This is a genomic window from Ensifer sp. R1-3 (assembly GCF_056739175.1).
In genome coordinates this window covers 1207522-1228382 of record NZ_CP096516.1, presented here as the reverse complement: position 1 = coordinate 1228382, position 20861 = coordinate 1207522, and the positions used below count along the sequence as shown (strand labels likewise).

Sequence of the window (20861 nt, the reverse complement as noted above, 5' to 3'; positions counted from 1 at the left end):
AAGGTCAATCGATGTGCGAAGTTTTGATCGTGGGCGGCGGCGTCATGGGGCTCTGGGCCGCCGTGATGGCTGCCCGCGCCGGCCTCACGACGCGGCTTCTCGAGCGCAGACTGATCGGTTCCGGCGCGAGCGGCGGTCTCCTCGGCGCGCTCATGCCGCATATGCCCGACCGCTGGAACGACAAGAAGCAGTTCCAGTTCGATGCCCTGGTGTCGCTCGAAGGCGAGATCGCCGCCCTTGAAACAGCCACCGGCCTCTCGGCAGGCTATCGTCGCTGCGGCCGTGTCATGCCCCTTGGCAAGCCGCATCTGCGGGAGATCGCCCTTGGTCGCGAGCAGGATGCGGCGCAGAATTGGCATACTCCGGCACGCCGGTTCCATTGGCATGTCCGCGACGCCGATGCAGGCGGTTGGCCGGCCGCCGATGCGGCGCCCTTCGGTGTCGTCCATGACACGCTGGCCGCCCGGCTGGCGCCGCGCAGCCTGCTTGAGATGCTGCGGGCCGCATTGGAGCAATTTCCGCATGTCCGGCTCGAGGAAGGGGCGGAAGTCGTCTCGCTCGATCCGGCGCGCGGCCGGATTTCACTCGCGGACGGGCGCGATTTGACCTGCGATCGCCTGATCCTCGCCGCGGGCGTCGAAAGCTTCTCCTTCATCGACGGTTTGACCGAGCCGCTGCGGGCACCGAGCGGCGGTGCGGTCAAAGGCCAGGCGGCGCTGCTTCGCGCCGATATCGATCCCGCTTTGCCCATCATCTTTGCCGACGGGCTCTATGTCGTCCCGCATGAAAGCGGCCAGGTGGCGGTCGGCAGCACGAGCGAGAACCGGTTCGAGGAACCCTATTCCACCGATGGCCAGCTCGATGCCCTGCTTGCCCGCGCAACGGCTCTTGCGCCCGCTTTGCGCGGCGCCCCGGTGGTCGAGCGCTGGGCGGGCCTGCGCCCCAGATCTACGGGGCGCGAACCCATGGTCGGCCGTCACCCCGATCACGAAAGGGTCTTCGTGTTGACGGGCGGATTCAAGGTGAGCTTTGGACTGGCGCATGCTCTGGCGCGATCCGCGGTCGACGAGATTGCCGGCCGTCCAGCCAGCGCGCTCCCCCAAACTTTCCAATGTGCGCACCATATCGCGGCATTGCGATAGGCGAGGCTGGCTTCACGACCCCGTTATGGCCTGCGTAATTCGTCAATCTGTCACGCAAATCACTTAACACGCCGCCATTGGATCTCGAACGGGATGCGGGCGGAGCGCACGTTTCCTTATTCCGCTTTCACGGACTTCCGGAGCTTGCGCCATGCGCTATGCGATCTGTTTCACCCCGCCGATGGGAGACCCGCTTTCTGCGGCAGCTGCCAGCTGGCTCGGCCGCAGCGTCTATTCCGGGGAGGCCGTGGAACTGCCGTCGATTGCCGGCCTTGCCGTTTCGGAGATGGCCTTTTACACGGCCGTTCCACGCCGCTTCGGCTTTCATGCAATGATCATGGCGCCCTTCCGCCTGAGGCCGGATATGGACGAAGCGCAATTGCTCAAGGCCATGATGCTTTTCACGAGCGGGGAGACGCCGTTCCAGATCGAGCGGCTGGAGGTTGCGCGCCTCAGCCAGTGCTGGGGGCTGATGCCAGAGGTGCCCAGCCAGTCGATGCATCTGCTCGCCGCCCGAGTCCTGCAGGCGCTCGACCGCTTTCGCGCTCCGCTGAGTGAGGACGATATCGAACGGGCGGACCCGGACAGGCTCACGGCTCCGCAATTCACCAACCTGCATCGCTGGGGCGATCCCCATGTGATGGACGAATATCGTTTCCACATGCCGCTGACCGGCCCTGTGAACGTCGATGTGGGGCGGCGGGTTGAGGCCCCCTTGCGCGGATTGTTCGAACCGCTGCTGACCGAGCCGCTCCTGATCGGCAGCCTCGCCCTGTTCATCGAGCACGAGCCCGGAGCGCCGATGCGCGTGCATTCGCAGCATCCGCTTGGAAAGATTTCCGCGCGCCCGCGGGCCAAGGCAGGACTTTCGGTCGGGCAGCGCCCCGGCACGGACACTCTTGCCACGCCGCCGGTCGCGGTGACCGCCTCGCTCCCCGGCAGGCCGTAACCTCGGAATCGCCATTTTTCTCATCTCGACAATCCGGTGCGGGATGCTACCGTTCCGGAAAAGTCGAAGGGTGAAATCATGTCCGAGAATTCCTATCCGCGCGACCTCGTCGGCTACGGGCGCAGGCCGCCTGAGGTGCGTTGGCCGGGCGACGCCAATATCGCCGTGCAGTTCGTGCTGAACTATGAGGAGGGCGGCGAAAGCTGCATTCTCGACGGCGATCCAGCGTCCGAGTGTCTGCTGTCGGAGATCGTCGGCGCTCAGCCATGGGCTGGACAGCGCAACCTCAATATGGAGTCGATCTACGAGTATGGCGCCCGCGCCGGCTTCTGGCGGTTGTGGCGGATGTTCACGAGCCGGGGCGTGACGCTGACGGTCTATGGCGTGACGCTCGCCATGGCACGCAATCCGGAAGCCGTCGCCGCCATGAAGGAGGCCGGTTGGGAGATCGCCAGCCACGGCCTGCGCTGGCTCGAATACAAGGACGTTCCGGAAGATATCGAGCGCCAGCACATCCGCGAGGTCGTGCGGCTGCACACCGAACTGACCGGCGAGCGCCCGCTCGGCATCTACCAGGGCAAGCCCTCGGCAAATACGCTCAAGCTCGTGTTGGAGGAGGGCGGTTTCCTCTATTCCTGCGATTCCTACGCGGACGAGCTTCCCTATTGGGTCCCCGGACCGACGCCCAGCAATCCGCATCTTATCATTCCCTATACGCTCGACGCCAACGACATGCGCTTTGCGACCAATCAGGGCTTCAATTCCGGCGACCAGTTCTTCACCTATCTCAAGGACACGTTCGACGTGCTCTATGCGGAGGGCAGGGAAGGCAGCCCGAAGATGATGAATATCGGCCTGCACTGCCGTCTGGTCGGGCGGCCCGGTCGCGCCGCGGCGCTTGCGCGGTTCATCGACTATGTGATGTCCCACGACAAGGTCTGGGTGCCGCACCGCATCGACATCGCGCGCCACTGGTACGAACACCACAAGCCCAACGGTACCCGCTGATGTCGGAGCGCGATGATTTCATCCGGCGCTTCGGCGGCATCTTCGAGCACTCGCCCTGGGTCGCGGAACGCGCCTATGATCGCGCGGCTTCTTCCGGATTGACCGCTGGCAACGTCCATTCGGCGCTCTGCAACGCGTTCCGCGCGGCTTCCCCGGCCGAACGGCTTCGGGTATTGCGGGCTCATCCTGATCTTGCAGGCAAGCTGGCGGTGGCGGGCGAGCTCACGGCCGATTCGAAAGCCGAGCAGGCGTCTGCCGGTCTCGACCGGCTCTCCCCCGAAGAGCATTCGCGCTTCACCGGGCTGAACACGACCTACACCAAGAAATTCGGCTTTCCCTTCATCATCGCGGTGAAGGGGCTGACGAAGGAAGACATCCTCGCCGCTTTCGAGAGGCGCATTGACAATTCCAAGGAAGAGGAATTTGAAACGGCCTGTGCCGAGGTGGAGCGGATCGCCCGCCTGCGGCTCCGATCCATGCTTCCGGGAGACGACAATGCCTGACACCATTCCTGATCTGTCCGTCTGTGCGGCCGAGACGCCACGTTTCGCGTCCGGGCCTTCGCGTGCCAACGCGCAGAGAGCCGGAACGGCAGGCTGATGTCGCATATGCTTTCGATCGAGCCTCTGACCAGGGAGGCTTTCGCGCCGTTCGGCAGCGTCATCGAGGCCGACCCGGCCTCGATGCGCTTCATCAATGGCCGCAATACCGAACGGTTTCACGCGCTCGCACGCGTCGATGCGGCGGGAGAGGGTGCCGGCGTCATCATCAACATCTTTCGCGGGCAGCCCCGGGTATTTCCCTATTCCGTGACGATGATGGAGCGCCATCCGCTCGGCAGCCAGAGCTTTTCGCCGCTCCGGGACCGGCCGTGGCTGGTTGTAGTCGCCGAGGATCAAGGCGACCGGCCGGGCCGGCCGAGGGTCTTCATTGCGGATGGCAGGCAGGGCGTCAACTACGGCCGCAATGTCTGGCATCATCCGCTGATGTCAGTGGGCGCCGTCAGCGAGTTCATCGTTGTCGACCGCGAGGGGCCGGGCAACAACCTGGAAGAGTTCCACTACGACGAGGCTTTCGTCATTCCCGATCCATCAAGCGAGGAATTGCGTTGAGCAAGACCTACTCACGGATTTGTAAAGAAATCCAGGACGCCAAAGAAAACGACATAAGTTATTGGAGCATGTATAAGCAGCCTAGCTCAGTTCGAAATCGATAACCTGTATAGTCTATATAATGTAGTATAATAACGTCAAAGATATAATAACCAGTAAAGCAGAAAGCAAAGGATACCAGGTCATCGGCTCATCTAGCTCCCGGTAACGGCAAGTCGCGAAGCTGCCACATTGATCGCTCTGCATCTGTAGGTTGTCAAATTATATTTATTTTTTTAGCAGTTGTGTCAACCTTCAATAGAGGGTTTTCAAAGTTTCATGGAAACACTGAGCGCTCTAAGAATTTAAAAACTGCGCACTTCCGGACGGAAAGCCGTTACAAGGCTTTTCCTGGAAGTGCGCTATATGCGCGGGTCGTAAATCGTAAAGAGGCATGTCGGCCGCCAGCTCTGAAATCCATTTCTAGTCAAAGCGTTCAGCTTTTCATGGCGCGCACCCGGAGGCCGCAGCCGCGATAAAGGCGGCTAGGCGCCAGCGGAAGAAGTTCCGGAGCGCCGGCGCCGGTCCGGGCGCACGGTGTTCCAGCCGAGTCAGGGCAAATGTCGTCACCGTGCCGGTAATATCGCTTTTCCGCGTTCGACAATGGTGTTCCTGTCAGCCTCGCGCAGGAACCCGGCGGAAACGAGCGCCGCTTTCTGCGGACAGCGCGGCCCGTGATGTAGGACAGGGGTTGCTTCTCGAAGGAAGAGAAGGCTAGCTTCCTCCACAATGACAGGACTTGCGAGAGGGAGATACATGAGCAAGTCAGGCCGCCTGACGACCCACGTTCTCGACACCGCGCTCGGCAGACCCGCCCACGGGCTGAAGATCGATCTCTACCGGCTCGAAGGCGATGCGCGGCACCTCATCCGTACGGTCCATACCAATAGCGACGGCCGTGTCGATGGACCGCTCATGGAGGGGGCCGGGTTCGCGACCGGGACCTACGAACTGGTCTTCCACGCCGGTGACTATTTTAGGTCCGCGGGCGTGAAGGTTCCGGATCCCGCCTTTCTCGAGCTCGTTCCCCTGCGCTTCGGCATTGCAGATGCCGACAGCCACTACCATGTGCCGCTGCTGCTCTCGCCTTACGGCTATTCCACTTATCGCGGCAGTTGAAAACGCGTCGGCGGAAAAGCACGCTGGCAGACATGACGGATGAAGACTAGGACCCCCGAAGCCTCTGCAAGTACTTAGAGTCTGTAGGCAACTCATGACTACGCATCGCTCCTGCGAGCAGGCTCCATGCGCTGCATCTCAAGTCAGGGTCATGCCGCCATCGACATGAAGCTCGACCCCATTGACAAAGCTTCCCGCATCGGAGGCGAGGAAAAGTGCGGCGCGCGCCAACTCTTCCGGCCGGCCAAGCCGGCCCGCGGGGATCAAGGAAGCCATGCGGTCTTCGAAAGCCGGCCGCTCGGCCTCCGATACGCCCAACTTGGCGAGGATTTCGGTCTCGACCGGTCCCGGGCTCAGGATGTTTACGCGAATCCTGCGCGACTTGAATTCGAGTGCCCAGTTTTTAGCAAAGGCGGCGGTTGCTGCCTTTGAACCGGCATAGACGGTGTGATCCGGAAGAATCTTAGTGGCCGCGAGCGAGCTTGTAACGATGATGCTTCCGCCGTCGCGAATCAGAGGGGCGATCGTCTGCACGCCGAAAAACACGCCGCGCGTATTGGTTGCGAAATGCCGGTCATAGTCTTCCGGGGTCACCTCCGCGGAGGGAGTGAGATTGATGACCGCAGCATTGGCCATGTAGATGTCGAGCCCGCCGAAGCGGCTCTTCACGGCGTCCGCCAGCCTGCGATGGTCGCCAAGGTCGGCCGCGTCGCCCACGAAGCCGATGGCCGACGGACCGATTTCTTGCACGGCGCGATCGACAACATCCCGTCGCCGTCCGGTAATGATGACCTTCGCCCCTTCTTCCGCGAACAGACGAGCAGTTGCCTTGCCGATCCCGCTATTACCGCCGGTGATGACGGCGACCTTGTCTTTGAGGTGGTGCATTGTTTATCTCCTTTCGACTAGAAACTAGATAAACGGCGCCGCCCGGGATAATTAGATCATGGGCGGGCACATGAGCTGTGCCGCGGAGGCGCAATTGCCGAACCTTCTCAACGAAATTTCCGGGTTGATGGCTTTTGTGCGGACGGTAGAGGCCGGATCGTTCAGCGCTGCGGCCCGCGACCTGGGAACAACACCGTCGGCGGTGTCGAAAGGTGTTGCACGCCTGGAAAAGAAAATCGGTACCCGGCTCTTCCTGCGATCCACGCGCGCCCTGATGCTTACCCAGGATGGTCAGTTGTTCTTCGACCGCGTTGCGCCGCTGTTGCGGGACTTGGGGGCAAGCGAAGAGGCGATCAGATCAGATATTGCACCCTCCGGCCGCTTGCGCATCAGCATGCCGAACGAAATGGCCCCCCTATTGCTGCCTCGTCTCTTCGGAAGTTTCGCAGCCGACTATCCGAACCTGCATATTGAAGTCGGACTGACAGACCGGTTTGTCGATCTGATCAGGGAGGACTACGATGTCGCGTTGCGCGTCGGGAATTCCGCTCCGGGGGATTATATGGTTCGTCACCTGGCTGACCTACCGATGACGATTGTCGGGTCTCCGGCCTTTCTGAAAACCTGGGGAAATCCTGCGACCGCCGAAGCGCTGGCAACTCTGCCCTTCGCGCGCTATGCGCTGGGCGGCATCACTCAGCCAATGCGTCTGCCGGACGGGAGGAGTTTCATACCCTCGGGGCGCGTCGATTGCGACTCAGGAACCGCACTCATTCAGGCTGCGCTCAGTGGGCTCGGAGCGGCCTATCTTTTGCGGTGTCTGGTAGCGAAATACCTGGAAGGAGGCAGGCTTGTTGCACTCGCGACAGGTTTTTCGTTCCCCAGCGCTCCATTTAGTGCCCTGCACGCCTTTGGAGGCACGGTGCCGTTGCGTGTAAAACTCGTCTGCGATTTTATCGCCCGAGAGGCAAAAGCCATCGCCTTTATCTGAGCAGCCGATGTCGGGTTGTCAAAATCCTGCTTCCGCCCTCTCGCGCACCGTCGGGGGCAAGGTTTCCCATACCCTGATCAGTTCGCCGATGGAACGGACCTCCATCTTACGCATTACGTTGGCACGGTGCAGCTTGACCGTGACCTCGCTGATGCCAAGGTCGAAGGCGATTTGCTTGTTGAGGCGTCCGCGCGTCACCACCTCGCGTAGGACTTCCCGTTCGCGCCGCGTCAGTGTCTTCAAACGTTCAACATTGCGCTTGACCACGATCGCTTCCGCTCGCTGGGTTTGATCCAACGCGATAGCGGCTATGACCGCATCGAGCAACGTCCGGTCCGACACGGGCTTGGTAAGGAAATCCACCGCGCCATCCTTCATCGCTTGAACCGTCATCGGGATATCGCCGCGACCGGTCAGGAAAATGATGGGCTTGCCAATGCCGCGCTCGGCCAGATGGTGCTGGAGATCGAGCCCGCTTTCTCCTGGCATGTGGACGTCAAGAATCAGGCAGCCCGGGCCATCCAATATGTCAACGGCGTTGAGCAGTTCCTGCGTCGAGGCGAAGCTGACGGGCTGGAAGCCCGCCGAGAGGATCAACTCGGACAAACCCTCGCGCACGGCTGCGTCGTCATCGACGACGACGACAATTGATTCGGCTGAACTTTTTTTGCGTTGTGATAACAGGGGGGCTGATGTTCCAGCCGACTGGCTAAGTCTCATGTCACCCTCTATCTCTCGATTTTCGCAACGCCTTGCAAACAGCGACCAGCAGGTCAGGAGCGTCGAAGGGTTTGCGGAAAAAGCCGTTAACGCTCTGGGCGCCACCCTGGTCAGCGATTTCGTGACGTCCTGTAGTCAGGAATACCGGCAACTCCGGACACGCACTCTTCACCCGGTCACGAAGTTCGAAGCCATTTATGCCGGGCATCCCGATGTCGGTTATGAGCAGGTCCAGATTCGATAGTCCGTGATCGAGCAGGCCGCTGGCCGAACCAAAGCAACAGGCGGTATATCCAGCGGATTCCAGAAGCTCTTCCAGCGAGTCAAGCAGCCTTGGATCGTCGTCGACAACCGCGATCATCGGTCTTGTTTTGTGCATGTCGGGAATGCCTCCTGCATCGTACGCTCCAGGAGTTCGCCGAGCGCCCCCTTGATGCTGCCGCGTCGTCGCAATGAAAGCACATACCCCCTTGTCATGTCGCCCCCTTCGCTACCTTTGGTAAGGTGAAAACGAACCTCGCGCCGCGCGGTTCGTTTTTTTCCGCCCATAAACGTCCGCCGTGTGCTTCGACGATCGAGCGACTGATGGCGAGACCCATGCCCATTCCATTTTCCTTTGTCGTGAAGAAGGGCTCGAAAATGCGCTCGGGAAACGCGACCCCGTTTCCGTTGTCGCCTATCTCGATCCGCACTTCGTCGTCCACCTGATGCATGCGCACATCGACAGTTTTGTTGTCGTCAACGGCATCCATTGCCTCCATGCCGTTGCGAATGAGATTGACGAGGACCTGCTGTACCTGGATCCGGTCGACTGTAACCGGCGCAAGGTTAGTTTCCACGTCGATGTTGAGCCGGATGCGACGGCGCAAGGCTTCGGCGGCGACCAGACTACACGCTTCCGAGATAACGTCCGAAAGAACCAGAATGCCTCTATTCTCCACCGACTGCTTGAAGAGGGCTCGAATCCGGCTGACGACGTCCGCCGCTGACTTGGCGTCGCGGATGACACGTTCGGTCGTGATCTTGGCGCGTTCGATGTTGACGGGGTCTGCCGAAAGCCATCGGTAGCATGCGTGCGAATTGGCGACGATCGCCGCCAAGGGTTGGTTTACTTCATGTGCGATGGAAGCCGACAGCTCGGCAAGGCTCGCTGCCTGGCCGGCGCGCGCAAGCCGTTCCTGTGCCAGTCGCAATTCTTCCTGCATCCGAACCTCTCGGTCGACATCCAGACAAATAACATTCCATTGCACGATGGCGCCTTTCTCGTCGCGCATCGGCGCCGCGCGCGTCTCGATCCAGCGATATTCGCCATCGAAACGCCGCAGACGATGTTTTCTGCGATAAGGTTCTCCGCTTTCCAACGAACGCGCATACTGCTCCTTGACGCCCGCAAGGTCATCCGGATGGACGCCGGCATCGAGCGTTGCATCCAGTCGGGATTTCGCCCCGCCGTCGAGTTCTTCAAGCTCATAACCAAGGAAATCACGGAGCTGCTGGCTCCGATAGACCGGCTCGCCGTTTGGCGCAGCGCAATCGATCATGGCCGGCAGGGTTTCCACCAGTTGCCAGAGGAAGCGTTCCCTCTCGCGCAATGCCTCCTGTGCGCGCATCTCCTCTTCGATGTCGATTGAAGCAAAGTACCACTGTACGATTGGGCCGTCCGCACGCCGCAAAGGCTGAGCGCGCGCCTCAATCCAGCGATAGTTGCCGTCCTTCAGGCGCCGGCGAAACCGATTGACGAAGGGTTGGCCGGTCGCAAAGCCTTGCGTTGCCCGTGCAAACATTGTTGGAAAATCGTCGGGGTGAGCCACTTCCCGGGCCAGTGCATCGAAATCCTTGATCTCCGCCCCCGGCGCGCCAGCCTGATCCTGATATCGCTTGCTGACATAGGTCAGTTCGCCCGTCGGCGCGAAGCTTAGGGTGCTGAAGGGCACTGCCTCAATCATCTGCTCCAGCTGCTGCTTGCTGTTCCGCAGCGCTTCTTCCACGTGCATAATGTCGTCGATGTCGTGCGAGAGGCCGTACCACTGGAGGATACGTCCCTCCTCATCGCGCATCGGCTCAGCGCTACCCTCCACCCAGCGATAGACGCCGTCGGCGCGTCGCAGTCGATACTTCATGGAGAATCGTTCGCCGGTCGCAACGCTGTGAAACAACGCGTTGCTCATGCGCGTTTTGTCGTCCGGATGCACGACAGCGCCAATGATAGCAGCCAGAGGATGAACGCCTTCAACATTCGCGTTAACGACGTCCGGGCCCAGAAAATCGATCAGTCGCTGATTTAGAAAGTTCGGGACACCGTCGGGCGTCAACCGCCAGAGATAGCTGGGAACCATGTTCACGAGCTGCGAGAATTCCCGCTCGCGTGCGCGCAGAGCCTCTTCGGCCCGCTTCCGCTCTGTGATATCGATAAAGCCGACGAGGCTCTTGTCGGCAATGGCGCCGGGCTGGGCAATAGCGAAAACGACGTCCATGACGCTGCCGTCCATCCGCGCCACTCTGGTTTCTTCCTGGAAGACCTCTTCGCCGCGATAGCGTGCTTCGATGGAGCGGCGGATGGTGGCAAGGGCCGGCTGCCAGTAGCGGGTGATCGAGCCGCCCATTTCTTCCCGGCTATTTGCGCGGAACATGTCAATGACATGCTGGTTGACCTCTTCGACCTCCAGCGCTTCCAGCGCGTGGCTGAGGAATTCGGGGTTCTCGTCCATGTAAGTTTCGAGACTGACGACGCCCTGTGCCCGCATTTCTTTGAACATCGGGATAAGCTTGCCTGCATCTATCTGGGCAAGACCGATCGGCATATAGTGGAAGAGTTCGCGGTAGCGACGCTCGCTCTGCTTGAGCGCCTCTTGCATTCGGACCTCATCATCGATGTCGATGGAGATTGCAAACCATTGCAAGATGGTTCCGCTGTCATCCCGCAAAGGCTCGGCCCTGCCATCGACCCACCGATAGGCGCCGTCCGCACGCCGCATGCGATATTTTATGGAGTACGGTTCGCCCGTAGCCAGGGACCGGCGAACGGCTTGCAGCAAGCTATCGGCATCATCGGGATGGACGAGGGTCTGCACGGCCGTCACCAGCCGGCTTGCATTCGGCTTTTCCAACTGTTGCAGGTCAAGCCCGAAGAAATCAGTAAGACGCTTGTTGAAGAACGTCGGCTCGCCTTCGGGGGTCAGCCGCCGGATATGAACTGGGACCATGTTCACGATCTGAGAGAGTTCCCGCTCCCTCTCCCGCAAAGTAGCCACGCTTTGTTGCAGGTTCGACAATGCCAGTTGATACTGGCGGGATATGGCGGCGACGATGAGCGCTGAAAATGCCGAAATTGCCAAGAAAAGTTGTAGCATGAACTGCTTGTGGCGCTGGGTCTCGTCGTCGCCGGCAAACGGACTGGTTCCGGATATCGTGAATATCGCCGTGATCAGTGTGAGGAGGACCAGGACGACGACCGCACCCTTGACCTCGAATCGCACCGCGGCCCAAAGAAGTGGTGGCATGATGATGTATGCAAAGGGTAAGTAGCCGCTGAGCGAAAGGGCGGCGACTCCAAGAAAAATCAGCCCAAGAACGCAGGCTTCTGCCAATCGGGCGGCCGAAAGCTCGGTCTTGTCGCGCCAGTTCTGGATCACGATAAATGCCAGCGGTGCAACGATCAAGACACCAGTGGCGTCTCCAATCCACCAGAGCGGCCAGGCGCCGGTGAAGGTTTGCGATAATATGCCGAACCAGGCGAGTGTCGCACTTCCGACGGTGGCGCTCACCACCGGTGCAACTCCAGCACCCAGAACGACGAAAGCGAGAACCTCCCGCAAGGTTTCCAATCGAATCGATCGCTTTAAGGCCCAATTGACCAGCGAGGCACCGATCACTGCCTCTAGGGCATTGCCGACATATATCAGCATGGCGGCAGGGAACGGGCTGTGGAACCACAGGAAATTGCTTAGCACCTCGGCGAAACATCCCGCCAGAAGCCACCACGGCCAGCTCTGCCTTTGGACAAGAGCGAGCGTGGCAATGAAGAGCCCGCTAGGAGCCCAAAAGGAGATCCCGGTCCCAGGGACGATTGCCAGGGCGTGCGCAAAACCGCAGCCCAGGACGTAGGCTACGATAAAGAGAGCCAGATGCCGGGGGTGGGGACGATACGGCCAGATGAGCATCATCGGCTGCTCCGACAAAACAAATGAAACATAAGATCACCAGCGTTCGAGCGAATTAGCTTTGAGAGGGTGCTGGCGGTTGCGCGCGCACCCTAGTCTGGCGGCTGTGCGGCCGCAACTTGCGGCAATCCATGTTTGGGCGCTCCTTGAGAAATAGCGCCGAGCCTCAATGGGCCCGCGACGTTGATCACGAAGGCTATGGGAAAGGCCAAGCACCAGTTCGCCAGACGAGTGATGCCTCATCAGGGCGATGATTTTCAGCGATGGTCGAAATCGAATGCCGGCGAAGCAGCAGAGCGCTGCGCAAATGACGATCCCAATGATCATCGCCGGACATTTATCGCGCACGAGAATTCGACCGAGCGGCGACGCCGGGCGATCGCCGCATGCGGATGCGTCAGCAGCAATAGCTCTACAGCGGCAGCAATCGTTCTGGCGCAGCCGCAGATCGCTTTCGATAGATCATTAGAGGACACACCGGCATTGAGTGTGTCGCGATCGACTTTCACCCCGCTTCCACCCAGGAAGCGCAAGCCATCCACGACATAGAACAGAGGAGCGTTCAAAGATGAACCAGATGAGCAGCAATACTCAGGAGGCAAGCATGAAACGGGAAAACGCCTCATATGTCGGCAGACCCGCACCCGAGGAGCTGGTGCCGTCACGCTACGCGGTGCAAATCGGCGAGATTGAAGTCCTGGTGATCAGCGATGGGGTGCTACCGCTTCCAACCGCGATGCTGGGCCATAACGCCGACCCGGCCGCCCGTGCCGCGTGGTTGGGCGACATGTTTCTGCCGCAGGACGCGTTCGACTGGGCGCTGAACGTCGTCGTGGTCCGTAGCGGCGAGCAGACCATTCTCATCGACGCTGGCCTGGGACTCGACCCCGACTTGAACTTACCCCGTGCTGGGCAGCTGATGAAGCGGCTGGCGGCCGCCGGCATCGACCTCGCATCCGTGACCGACGTGGTACTGACCCACATGCACATGGATCACGTTGGCGGACTGCTGGTCGACGGGGTGAAGGAGCAGCTGAATCCGGACCTGCGGATCCACGTTGCCGCTGCCGAGGTCAAATTCTGGGAGTCGCCCGATTTCACCCACGCGGTCATGCCGGAGGGGTTCCCGGACGCGCTTCGGGCGGCCGCCAAGCGGTTCGCCAAAGATTATCAGAACCACCTGCGGCTGTTCGAGGATGAGCGTGAGGTGGCGCCGGGCGTGGTCGTGTCTCGTACCGGCGGGCATACCCCGGGACACAGCGTGGTCCGCGTGGCTTCGGGCAACGACCGTCTGATGTTTGCCGGCGACGCCGTGTTCGCGGTCGGATTCGACCACCCCGACTGGCACAACGGTTTCGAACACGACCCCGAGGAGGCAGCTCGCGTCCGCGTCCGGCTTTTGCAGGAGCTGGCGGCGACCGGTGAACTGCTGGTGGCAACGCATATGCCGTTTCCTTCCGTCGGCCATGTCGCGGTCGATGGCGACACCTTTCGTTGGGTGCCGGTCTTCTGGGACTACTGACCGCTTGTGGAATTGAGGTCGAACCAGAACGTGCAACTTTGAAGGCCGTGTTCAGGACGGCCTTCAATCCCTGGCGTCAACGGGCTTTCTCAAATTCACCTATCGAGCGACGCGCACCGTATGGGCCCTCGCAAATGGAGCCTCTCATGAAAATCGTGATCATCGGCGGAACCGGCCTGATCGGTTCGAAGACTGCAGAGCGCTTGCGCAAGAAAGGGCATGAGGTCATTGCCGCTGCCCCGAAAACCGGCGTCAACACCCTCACCGGCGAGGGCTTGGCGGACGCACTGAAGAATACCGAGGTGGTTATCGACCTCGCGAACTCGCCCTCCTTCGAGGACAACGCCGTGCTCGAATTCTTTCAGAAAGCGGGCAGGAATCTGATGGCGGCGGAAATGACAGCCGGCGTAAAGCACCATGTCGCCCTCTCCATCGTCGGCGCAGATCGGCTGCCGGATAGCGGCTATCTTCGAGCCAAGATTGCTCAGGAAAAGATCATCCGGGCAGCCGGCATACCCTATACGATCGTGCGCTCCACACAGTTCATGGAGTTTCTCGGCGGTATCGCCCAGGCGGGCACGGTCAATGGCACTGCTCGCCTGTCGACGGGTTCGTTGCAGCCGATAGCGTCCGAAGACGTCGCCGATTTCGTGACGGACGCGGCCCTTGCCGCGCCGGCTGACGACATCATCGAAATCTGCGGGCCCGAGCGCGCTCGTCTTTGCGATTTTGCCGCGCGCTATCTCAAGGCGATCGGAGATTCCCGCACCGTCATCGCAGATCCGGATGCCCGGTATTTTGGGACAAAACTGGAAGAGGGTTCACTCGTCTCCGACAAGCACCCTCGCGTCGGCCGTATCGGTTTCGATGAGTGGTTTGCGACGACACCCAGAAAGTAACGATCGGCGCACGGGCGGTCTATTGGGCAGCCCGGTGCCCCCAGTCACGAAAGGATGGAAGACATGATCAAGACATTGCATTTTGCCGTCGTGTTGGCGGCTCTCCTATCAGGGACGGCGCTCGCACATGATTCGTCAGGTGGCGATGAGGGCGCGAAGGTTACGCTCGTCTATGAGCATGAATTGCCGAACGTTCCTGGCAAGAGCGTGAAGGGCGTTCTCGTCGAGTACGCTCCGGGCGGCTTTTCGGAGGGCCATACACATCCAGTATCCGCCTTCATTTACGCTACCGTTCTCGAGGGCGCCATCCGCAGCCAGGTCAATGACGGTCCCGTTACAGTTTACAGCGCTGGTGAAAGCTTTTCGGAATTGCCAGGCGATCGCCACGGAGTCAGCGAAAACACCAGCACTACCAAGCCGGCAAAGCTGCTCGCCGTCTTTGTGGTCGATACCGCTGAAACGGAACTGACCTTCCCGATCAAGGAATAGACTATCAGGCCGGGCCTCCAGTGTTGGCGCCCGGCCGCGTCTTTGATTCAACCACAATCGGGGATTTGTGCCATGTTTGGTGATGACAACTCGGTACCGCTTGTCCTGGTCAACGTTCTGGGGGTTGCCGGGATCGTCGTCTGGCACATCCAGGGCGGCACCCGACCGACGGGCCGTCTGATCGCCCAGATTCTGTTCTTCAGCGTCATGAGCGTGGTGCTTTACCTTGGGGGTATCGCTCCGTATCGGCCTGATGCCGTCCATTTGCAGGGCATTGGAGCGCTGCTTTCAAAATCGGCCAGAATCCTGTGGTGGGCCCATCTCGCCTGGGCCGTCATCGGTTTCATCCAGATCTACGTCAGGTTGAACCGAAGGCCGCGGGAAGCACACCTCATCCAGGATATGGCCATTGCCGCCATCTATCTTGGTGTGGCGCTTTCCGTTGTAGGTTTCGTCTTCGGCATGCCGGTCGGCACCTTGGTCACGACGTCGGGTGTCATCGCCGTTATCTTCGGCCTTGCGTTACAAAATACGCTCGGCGATGTCTTCTCCGGCATCGCGCTGACACTCGGCAGAGCCTATGCGATAGGGGACTGGATTGAGTTGACCGACGGAACCGAGGGCCGCGTCATCGAAACCAATTGGCGCTCCACCAACCTGTTGAGCGCTACGCACAATGTCGTCGTGCTGCCGAACAGCGTCTTGGCAAAGCAGGGCATGACAAATCTCAGCCGCCCCGACGAGACGCACCTGATCACGTTACGTGTGCGCGTCGCGGCAACGCAAAGGCCGCGCGTCGTCGAGGAAATCATGCGGTCTGCGCTGCAATCCAGTGTCCTGATCAATAAGAGCCCGCCGCCGGTCGCCGCCCTGAAAGCAATCGACGCCATCGCCATCGAAGTCGAGCTTCAATTCCGCGTAGACAACGTCGCAATTCGAACTCCTGCCAAGAATGAGATCGTCGACCTCCTTCATGACCGATGCGAAGCAAACGGGCTTTCGCTCGCTATACCGGCTGAAAGCCTTGCTTTCATGCCTCCACCGACCGACAGCCAATATCTGGCGACGCTCTCCTCCCGGCCGGTCCGGGTCACCGCCTCATAAGTTCGTAGCCACTGTGGATTCAGGCGCACTGGATGGACGTGAGGGATCGTTGAAATAGCTATCTCGCGTGCGACTCAGCTGTCTATCTGGATGCAGTGGCATATCGTGCATCAACGTCGCGTTATCCCGGAAACTGAAACTGATACCCGAATGGGAGCAGATCGGATTCAAGGCAGATTTCGGCGGGATATTAGCCATGTGGAAAGCGCCATCCTTCCCTAGATCACGATGTTTTTAGGTCGGGTCGACCCAAAAACATTGAACGTGATCGTTCCAAGAAGTTGCGGCGCGGGATGCGGGCGGAAGACCGCACACACCTTTCCTCATCCCGCTCTAAGGCCTGTTGAGATTTGGATTTCCTGCCGCGGCTTGTTTGATCTCCTCATCCCTGTGCTCGTCACAGGGGCTGAAAGACCTCTTCCCGCGCCGCCCACGCGGCGCCGCTGGATCTCTGTGACAAGCACAGAGATGAGGGCGAGGAGAAGCGCCATCATCCATCTCGCAGGAACCGTCTTAGACTCCAGATGAATCTCAACAGGCCTTAGTGCAGGAAGTCCAACCGAACTACGCAGGTCACCGATGTTGGGAGGCCGTCGCGGCAAATGCACTGCGGATGGCCTGTTTGGTGAGCATCGGTGCAACCTGCAAAAAGGCGGTCTGGCGATTGTCGGGCTCTCAAACGCGCCAATCTTGCTGGTTCGAGCGGGTAACTTCGTGACGATCTCTTCGCCAACCCCGGCCTGTCTGCGATGTCGTACGTGCATGCCACGGATCGAGATGCCAGTGGTGCACGCAAAGGTCCGGGACAGAAGCTTATCTGTGAATTGACGGGGTGCCTCATGAGCAGGCCGGATGTGGCAAACTGCGCTCTTGCTCAGAGCGCAGTTCGTGCCTTGAAGCGATCAGAGGTCCGTCACACGCTCCGGATCGGCGGAAGCCAGCGCCGCGGCACGCTCGGGCTTCGGCGGATAGATCCAGACAGTGTTGATCTCCTGCTTCGTCGCCTTCGCTTTTTCGCCGACCATCTCCACCTCGCGATCCCAGCCCCGGGTGAAGAGGGCTCCGGCATCGCCGAGGTCAAGGCAGGTGACATAGGCTTTCTGATGATATTGCCGTGGCGGTACGCCTAACAGTTCGGCAGCGGCATTGTTGCCCGCGAAGGCGCCCATGCGTGTGGCGTGCTGGCACGACATCAGTGCGTAGTTGCCGCAGTCGTCGCAAGCAGCGCGCGCGGCATCCCCGGTGGCGAAGACGCCTGGCACGGACGGTACACGCAGGCAGCCGTCGACCAGCAGCCGGTCGAACTTGTCACGTTCGCCGGGAATTTTAGTGGTGACCGGATTGGCCCGCATGCCTGCCGCCCAGATCACCGTCATGGTTTCGATATGCTCGCCAGTACTCAGCGTGACGCCGGACTTGTCGAGCGATGAAACTCCGGCGTTGAGCCGCGTCTCTACGCCGAGCCTGCGCAGCGCGTCCTCAATGATCGGGCGAGCGCCTTCACCCATGTCAGGGGCGACCGCGCTGCTGCGGTCGATGATGATGACGCGCGGATTGGCGGTTTTGTCGAATAGGGTCCGCAGCCGCGAAGGCATCTCGGTCGCCGCCTCGATACCTGTGAAGCCGGCGCCGGCAACGACGATGGTGTCACGCGCGGCCGAGGCCGGCATCTTCGCAAGCTCGTGGAGATGGCGATCGAGGGCAATGGCGTCATCGACATTGTCGATGCTGAAGGCGTATTCGGCGAGGCCCGGAATATTCGGACGGAACAACCGGCTGCCGGTGGCGAGCACAAGGCGATGATACTGAAGGGTCTTTCGTTCACCCTCGGCGTTGACGACCTCTACGGTGCCGGCCTTCGTATCAACCGCCTCAACACTACCCTGCACGTAGGCGACATCGACGGCGTCAAATACATTCTGCAAAGGCGCCGTCAGAGTCTCGGGGCTCGGCTCGTAAAGCCGTGGGCGGATGACAAGCGTCGGTTCCGGGGATACCAGCGCGATTTCAAGCTCTTCGGGCGAGACGCCTTCGATATCGCGCAGACGGGCTGCGGAAAGTGCGGCGTACATGCCGGCGAAACCGGCGCCTACAATCACAAGTCTCATAATGTTTACTCCGTGTCCTGTGGTTTCGAAGGGCGCGCGCCGTCGTTGCCGCTCCGGATGGGAGACGATCGATGGCGCGCGGGTTGGTGTGATGTTGCTCAGGCCGTGACGAAGGCCAGTATGTCGGCGTTGACGATATCTGCATGGGTCGTGCACAGCCCATGCGGCAGCTTCTCGTAGATCTTCAGTGTCGCGGCCTTAATCAGCTTCGCCGATAACGGAGAGGAGGTGCCGATCGGAACGATCTGGTCGTCATCGCCATGCAACACCAACGTCGGCACGGAGATGCTCTTCAGGTCTTCGGTGAAATCCGTCTCCGAGAACGCCTTGATACCTTCGTAATGCGCTTTGGCGCCGCCCATCATGCCCTGACGCCACCAATTTGAGATGACCGCTTGCGAAGGTTCGGCACCCGGGCGGTTGTAGCCGTAGAATGGACCACTCGGAAAATCCCGATAGAACTGCGAACGATTGGCGGCCAACTGGCTGCGTAGTCCGTCGAATACTTCGAGCGGAAGACCGCCGGGATTGGCGGCGGTCTTCAGCATCAAGGGCGGCACCGCCGCAATCATAATGAGTTTGGCAACGCGGTTCTTGCCAAAGCGCGCGACATACCGCGCGGCTTCACCGCCGCCGGTCGAGTGACCGACATGGATCGCGTTACGAAGATCGAGGTGGTCGATCAGTGCGGCGACGTCGGAAACGTAGTGATCCATGTCGTGACCCTCGCTCGCCTGGCTTGATCGGCCATGACCGCGGCGATCGTGAGCGATCACGCGAAAGCCTCTGCCGAGGAAGAAGAGCATTTGATTATCCCAATCATCAGAGCTGAGCGGCCAGCCATGGTGAAAGACGATGGGTTGCGCGGACTTCGGTCCCCAGTCCTTGTAGAAAATCTGAACGCCGTCGCTGGTTGTAATGGAGGTCATTGCACTGATCCTTTGCACATATTTGTTTTACGCCGCCCATCGAAGTGAAGGGGCAGTGGCTAAAATCGGCCATGCTGGCCACTCCAGGTCGCCGCACCGCGATCGACCCGCAGTCCGAGCCCAGACCATCCCGTGTTTCGCCAGGATCAATTGGCATGGGCGCAACGATGGTTTAGCGGAGCAGAACTGCGGCTGCGCCAGAGGGATTGGCGCCATTAAAGCGCAATTGCGGTTAAGCGATCGCGCCGACGCACATAGGCCGGTCCCTGTCGGTCAGCTTTCGAAAGAGTGGTTGAGACTGGAGGCGCAGGAAAAACGGGAATGCGGCCGAGCCATACCCGCGGGCGTGCGGGCATAGTCGTCACGCGGTCGAGCCGATTGAATCGTAGAAAAACGCGCTGTTTCGGAATGTGAAACGAGGACGAGAGGAACTTAACCGTCAGCCGTGGCTGCGCCGCCACTCGGTCGGTGTTTCGCCGGTCAATTTGCGGAACGCAGCTGCAAATGCTGTTTGCGAGTTATAACCGAGAGAGGCTGCGACCGAGGCGACCGAATTTGCAGGATTGCGCAGCATGTTTATGGCTTGCTCAAGCCGATATTGACGCAGCCAGTTGTGCGGTGAGAGCCCCGTGCTTTCCTTGAAAGCGCGACAGAAATGAAAACGTGACAGCCCGGAATCAGCTGCGAGAGCGGCGAGGGAGACGTCCGCATCGGAGTCGGACCGCAATCGCTCGATGGCCCGGCGCAGCACATTCGGTGCCAGGCCGCCGACCGCCGGTTGGTAGCTCGGCGCCTTGCCCGTATGTGCAGCCAGCAGGCGCGTGGCCAGAAGATCAGTTAGCTGTTGCCTGAAAAGTGTATCCAGTGCCCTATTGCCTTCCAGGACATCGGCTGCGCTCAGGAGCAACCGAGATGTAATGGGGTCCGGATGCGCCGTTCGCTCCAGAAGATCGGTCGGCGTGAAAGTATCGGTTGCCTCGGCAATGCGTGTCAGTGTCGTGTGAGGGAGATAGAGCTGAACGACATCAACCGGCTTCGGAATATCCCAGCGGGAGCTCGATCCAGCCGGGATGATTATCACAACCCCACGACGAAACGTGCCACTCTCGACCGACCTTCCGGACCGTCGTTCCATGCGCTGTATCGTGCCGTTGTAAGCCATGACGACGTGGTCGGTCATGGGCTCGACGACGTCATGCAGGGGGCCATGGTTCCAATGAGCAATTGCACCGCCGGAGGGATCCGCCGCGAGATGAATAGGTGCTGTCCGCAGAACGCGCGACATCTCGGTTGCAGGTGTGTGATCGGCAACCCGCACGCCGTCTGCGGTCGCGTCGGCTGAATCATCTGCCTCGCTCTCGCGGGAATTGCAGGAGCAAGGCGCGCTCATGATTGCGCGCTCGTTGACTGACGCTGCTCACATATGACCCCGTCGACAATCGCAGGATCATTGGGGATGCGCGTGTGATGGCCGACACTGTCAGTCCTGCTACCCATGAGATCCCCAATGTCGCGAGCAATGTCGCGGTGCTTTGGTTTTTCGCGCGTTGTGACGCAGGGAAAATATAAGAACTCCCGGAGGGGGGAAATCTATTCTCCAGGATAGGTTGCCTTAGCGATTGGACCTCGTTCTCGATCACGCGGGCTTCAGCGTCCCGCGATGCGGCACTCGCGGCAAGCAC

General features: G+C 60.3%; 18 protein-coding genes. 11 read left to right on the top strand and 7 right to left on the bottom strand.

Going from position 1 to position 20861, the window contains the following annotated elements:
- Positions 1-11 precede the first annotated feature (11 nt).
- The 6 genes from M1D43_RS22880 (at position 12) to uraH (ending at position 5369) form a co-directional block, all read left to right on the top strand.
- Positions 12-1142, top strand: a complete 1131-nt coding sequence (locus M1D43_RS22880) for an NAD(P)/FAD-dependent oxidoreductase (RefSeq protein ID WP_010976003.1) — start codon at positions 12-14, stop codon at positions 1140-1142.
- A 151-nt stretch (positions 1143-1293) separates the two neighbouring features.
- Positions 1294-2091: a DUF1045 domain-containing protein gene (locus M1D43_RS22875; RefSeq protein ID WP_122103549.1), complete on the top strand. Its 798-nt coding sequence runs from the start codon at positions 1294-1296 to the stop codon at positions 2089-2091.
- Positions 2092-2169: 78 nt separating this feature from the next.
- A complete protein-coding gene (gene puuE, locus M1D43_RS22870; protein WP_014527055.1) occupies positions 2170-3099 on the top strand; it encodes an allantoinase PuuE in 930 nt (309 codons plus the stop codon).
- Positions 3099-3602, top strand: coding sequence for a 2-oxo-4-hydroxy-4-carboxy-5-ureidoimidazoline decarboxylase (gene uraD / locus M1D43_RS22865; protein WP_010976000.1), 504 nt, complete (start codon positions 3099-3101; stop codon positions 3600-3602). The genes puuE and uraD overlap by 1 nt, the downstream gene beginning before the upstream one ends.
- Positions 3603-3698: 96 nt before the next feature.
- The gene (locus M1D43_RS22860; protein WP_122103548.1) at positions 3699-4211 is read left to right on the top strand and encodes an ureidoglycolate lyase; all 513 of its coding nucleotides are present in this window, start codon (positions 3699-3701) and stop codon (positions 4209-4211) included.
- A 795-nt stretch (positions 4212-5006) separates the two neighbouring features.
- Positions 5007-5369: a hydroxyisourate hydrolase gene (gene uraH / locus M1D43_RS22855; RefSeq protein ID WP_014527056.1), complete on the top strand. Its 363-nt coding sequence runs from the start codon at positions 5007-5009 to the stop codon at positions 5367-5369.
- A gap of 138 nt (positions 5370-5507) precedes the next feature.
- On the opposite strand, the gene M1D43_RS22850 is transcribed toward uraH, so the two are convergent.
- Positions 5508-6257, bottom strand: coding sequence for an SDR family NAD(P)-dependent oxidoreductase (locus M1D43_RS22850; protein ID WP_010975997.1), 750 nt, complete (start codon positions 6255-6257; stop codon positions 5508-5510).
- 58 nt (positions 6258-6315) lie between these two features.
- Here M1D43_RS22850 and M1D43_RS22845 point away from each other — a divergent pair, with 58 nt between their 5' ends.
- Positions 6316-7248 carry a LysR family transcriptional regulator gene (locus tag M1D43_RS22845; RefSeq protein WP_014527057.1) on the top strand — a complete coding sequence of 311 codons (933 nt, stop codon included), beginning with the start codon at positions 6316-6318 and terminating at the stop codon, positions 7246-7248.
- An 18-nt stretch (positions 7249-7266) separates the two neighbouring features.
- Here M1D43_RS22845 and M1D43_RS22840 read toward each other — a convergent pair whose 3' ends face one another.
- From M1D43_RS22840 to M1D43_RS22830, 3 genes are all read right to left on the bottom strand, one after another.
- Positions 7267-7968, bottom strand: a complete 702-nt coding sequence (locus M1D43_RS22840) for a response regulator transcription factor (RefSeq protein ID WP_010975995.1) — start codon at positions 7966-7968, stop codon at positions 7267-7269.
- 1 nt (position 7969) lies between these two features.
- A complete protein-coding gene (locus M1D43_RS22835) occupies positions 7970-8347 on the bottom strand; it encodes a response regulator (protein ID WP_017265325.1) in 378 nt (125 codons plus the stop codon).
- 94 nt (positions 8348-8441) lie between these two features.
- Positions 8442-12131, bottom strand: coding sequence for an MASE1 domain-containing protein (locus M1D43_RS22830; protein ID WP_122103547.1), 3690 nt, complete (start codon positions 12129-12131; stop codon positions 8442-8444).
- 565 nt (positions 12132-12696) lie between these two features.
- Between M1D43_RS22830 and M1D43_RS22825 the strand changes: the two genes are divergently transcribed.
- The 4 genes from M1D43_RS22825 to M1D43_RS22810 all read left to right on the top strand — a co-directional run bounded on the left by M1D43_RS22825 (position 12697) and on the right by M1D43_RS22810 (position 16142).
- Positions 12697-13650, top strand: coding sequence for an MBL fold metallo-hydrolase (locus M1D43_RS22825; protein WP_013850510.1), 954 nt, complete (start codon positions 12697-12699; stop codon positions 13648-13650).
- Between the two features lie 146 nt (positions 13651-13796).
- Positions 13797-14549 carry an SDR family oxidoreductase gene (locus M1D43_RS22820; RefSeq protein ID WP_010975991.1) on the top strand — a complete coding sequence of 251 codons (753 nt, stop codon included), beginning with the start codon at positions 13797-13799 and terminating at the stop codon, positions 14547-14549.
- 63 nt (positions 14550-14612) lie between these two features.
- Entirely contained in the window at positions 14613-15038 is a 426-nt protein-coding gene (locus tag M1D43_RS22815) for a cupin domain-containing protein (RefSeq protein WP_010975990.1), read from the top strand.
- Between the two features lie 72 nt (positions 15039-15110).
- Positions 15111-16142: a mechanosensitive ion channel family protein gene (locus M1D43_RS22810; protein WP_017265322.1), complete on the top strand. Its 1032-nt coding sequence runs from the start codon at positions 15111-15113 to the stop codon at positions 16140-16142.
- 902 nt (positions 16143-17044) lie between these two features.
- Here M1D43_RS22810 and M1D43_RS22805 read toward each other — a convergent pair.
- The 3 genes from M1D43_RS22805 to M1D43_RS22795 all read right to left on the bottom strand — a co-directional run bounded on the left by M1D43_RS22805 (position 17045) and on the right by M1D43_RS22795 (position 20569).
- Positions 17045-18250, bottom strand: a complete 1206-nt coding sequence (locus M1D43_RS22805; RefSeq protein ID WP_014527062.1) for an NAD(P)/FAD-dependent oxidoreductase — start codon at positions 18248-18250, stop codon at positions 17045-17047.
- Positions 18251-18348: 98 nt separating this feature from the next.
- Positions 18349-19179, bottom strand: a complete 831-nt coding sequence (locus M1D43_RS22800; protein ID WP_017264527.1) for an alpha/beta fold hydrolase — start codon at positions 19177-19179, stop codon at positions 18349-18351.
- A 439-nt stretch (positions 19180-19618) separates the two neighbouring features.
- Positions 19619-20569: a helix-turn-helix domain-containing protein gene (locus M1D43_RS22795; RefSeq protein WP_010975984.1), complete on the bottom strand. Its 951-nt coding sequence runs from the start codon at positions 20567-20569 to the stop codon at positions 19619-19621.
- Positions 20570-20861 lie beyond the last annotated feature (292 nt).

Bases quoted from the DNA above. Each gene is read 5' to 3' on its own strand.
- M1D43_RS22835 (WP_017265325.1), bottom strand. From the start codon at position 8,347: ATGCACAAAACAAGACCGATGATCGCGGTTGTCGACGACGATCCAAGG.
- M1D43_RS22815 (WP_010975990.1), top strand. From the start codon at position 14,613: ATGATCAAGACATTGCATTTTGCCGTCGTGTTGGCGGCTCTCCTATCA.
- uraD (WP_010976000.1), top strand. From the start codon at position 3,099: ATGTCGGAGCGCGATGATTTCATCCGGCGCTTCGGCGGCATCTTCGAG.
- M1D43_RS22860 (WP_122103548.1), top strand. From the start codon at position 3,699: ATGTCGCATATGCTTTCGATCGAGCCTCTGACCAGGGAGGCTTTCGCG.
- M1D43_RS22800 (WP_017264527.1), bottom strand. From the start codon at position 19,179: ATGACCTCCATTACAACCAGCGACGGCGTTCAGATTTTCTACAAGGAC.
- M1D43_RS22830 (WP_122103547.1), bottom strand. From the start codon at position 12,131: ATGATGCTCATCTGGCCGTATCGTCCCCACCCCCGGCATCTGGCTCTC.
- uraH (WP_014527056.1), top strand. From the start codon at position 5,007: ATGAGCAAGTCAGGCCGCCTGACGACCCACGTTCTCGACACCGCGCTC.
- M1D43_RS22820 (WP_010975991.1), top strand. From the start codon at position 13,797: ATGAAAATCGTGATCATCGGCGGAACCGGCCTGATCGGTTCGAAGACT.
- M1D43_RS22845 (WP_014527057.1), top strand. From the start codon at position 6,316: ATGGGCGGGCACATGAGCTGTGCCGCGGAGGCGCAATTGCCGAACCTT.
- M1D43_RS22805 (WP_014527062.1), bottom strand. From the start codon at position 18,250: ATGAGACTTGTGATTGTAGGCGCCGGTTTCGCCGGCATGTACGCCGCA.
- M1D43_RS22795 (WP_010975984.1), bottom strand. From the start codon at position 20,569: ATGAGCGCGCCTTGCTCCTGCAATTCCCGCGAGAGCGAGGCAGATGAT.
- M1D43_RS22825 (WP_013850510.1), top strand. From the start codon at position 12,697: ATGAACCAGATGAGCAGCAATACTCAGGAGGCAAGCATGAAACGGGAA.
- M1D43_RS22810 (WP_017265322.1), top strand. From the start codon at position 15,111: ATGTTTGGTGATGACAACTCGGTACCGCTTGTCCTGGTCAACGTTCTG.
- M1D43_RS22840 (WP_010975995.1), bottom strand. From the start codon at position 7,968: ATGAGACTTAGCCAGTCGGCTGGAACATCAGCCCCCCTGTTATCACAA.
- M1D43_RS22875 (WP_122103549.1), top strand. From the start codon at position 1,294: ATGCGCTATGCGATCTGTTTCACCCCGCCGATGGGAGACCCGCTTTCT.
- M1D43_RS22880 (WP_010976003.1), top strand. From the start codon at position 12: ATGTGCGAAGTTTTGATCGTGGGCGGCGGCGTCATGGGGCTCTGGGCC.
- puuE (WP_014527055.1), top strand. From the start codon at position 2,170: ATGTCCGAGAATTCCTATCCGCGCGACCTCGTCGGCTACGGGCGCAGG.
- M1D43_RS22850 (WP_010975997.1), bottom strand. From the start codon at position 6,257: ATGCACCACCTCAAAGACAAGGTCGCCGTCATCACCGGCGGTAATAGC.